At 60.2% G+C, this 1724-nt stretch carries 1 protein-coding gene; it reads right to left on the reverse strand.

Annotation, left to right across the window (positions count from 1 at the left end; genetic code table 11):
* Positions 1–1634: amino acid adenylation domain-containing protein (locus tag ATN38_RS00115; RefSeq protein ID WP_256931486.1), on the reverse strand; the 1634-nt coding region annotated here is incomplete at its 3' end.
* Between the last annotated feature and the right edge of the window lie 90 nt (positions 1635–1724).

A 1724-nucleotide genomic window follows, 5' to 3' on the forward strand; every position in this document is an offset into this window, starting at 1 on the left:
CTGGTCGCATTGAGCGAATTACCACCCAACTCGAAGAAATCATCATCCACACCAACCCGCGACTCACACCCCAAAACCACCGCAAAAGCAGCAGCCACCACCAACTCCGAAGCAGAACCAGGCGCCCGAAACACCCGCACACCGAAAACAGGCTCCGGCAACGCCTTCCGATCCAACTTCCCCGCACTCGACAACGGGAACTCGTCAACAACAACCACCACATCCGGAACCATGTACGACGGAAGCACCAACCCCACCGCAGCCCGCGCCCCCACCGAATCCACCGAAACTTCCGCATCGACCGAGGACCCAGCCGTCACATACCCGACCAGACGACTCCCCCCATGCACCACCACCACAGCACCCGAAACACCCGGCAACGCACCCAACGCCGACTCGATCTCACCGAGCTCGATCCGCACCCCACGAATCTTCACCTGAAAATCCGACCGACCCAAATACACCAAAGACCCAGCAGCACTCCACAACACACGATCACCCGTGCGATACATCCGAGCACCCACCACAAACGGATTCGCCACAAACCGATCCGACGTCAAATCCGGACGCCGATGATAACCACGAGCCAACTGCGCACCATCGAGATACAACTCACCCGCAACACCCACCGGCACCGGACGCAACCGCGAATCCAACACATACCCACGCGTATTCCACACCGGCGTCCCGATCGGCACCACCCCCGACACCGAACCCACAATCCGATGCGCCGTCGTCGTAATCGCCGCCTCCGTCGGACCATACGTGTTATGCACCGCAGCCGACGTCAACGAACCCAACGCCACCGCAAGCTCCGGCGACAACTCCTCACCACCGGCAAACAAATGCCGCAACGAACCCAACGCACCACCAAAACCATCAGCCACCAACGCCGCAAGCACCGACGGAACGAACTCCGCCACCGAAATCGCATGCTCGACCATCACACCCGCAAGATAATCCAACTCACGATGCCCACCCGGCCGCGTCACCACCAACCTCGCACCCACCGTCAACGGCAAAAACGACTCCCACACCGACACATCGAACGTGAACGGCGCACGCGCCATCACCCGATCATCAGCACCCACCCCGTACTCCCCAGCCAACCACGCCAACTGATTGACAATCGCCCCATGACTGACCGACACCCCCTTCGGCCGACCCGTCGAACCCGACGTGAACATCACATACGCCGCATTACCCGACCGCAACGGCGCAACCCGATCACCATCAGAAACCCGACCACCCGAAAACCCACCCACATCAAGACCATCGAGAACAACAACATCCACACCCACAGGCAACACACCCACAAACGCAGAAACAGTCAACACAAGCTGCGGCGCAGCCGAATCAACCACAAACCCGATCCGCTCCACCGGCAACTCCGGATCAATCGGCACATACGCACCACCCGCAGCAACAACCGCATGCATCGCCACGATCATCTCCACCGAACGCTCCACCGCAAGACCCACCAAAACATCCGGCCCCACACCACGCCCGATCAACCACCGCGCCAACCGATTCACCCGCACACCGAACTCGGCATACGACAACACCACATCACCGAACACCACAGCCACACGACCCGACGACACCTCAACCGAAGCCGCCACCAAATCCGCCAACGTCACATCCTCAACACAACGATCCGTCTCATTCACACCCCCCAACACCAACCCACGCTCCACCACAGACTCCACCTCGAACATCTCGAC

Source organism: Rhodococcus sp. FH8 (assembly GCF_019266085.1).
GTDB lineage: Bacteria > Actinomycetota > Actinomycetes > Mycobacteriales > Mycobacteriaceae > Rhodococcus_F > Rhodococcus_F qingshengii.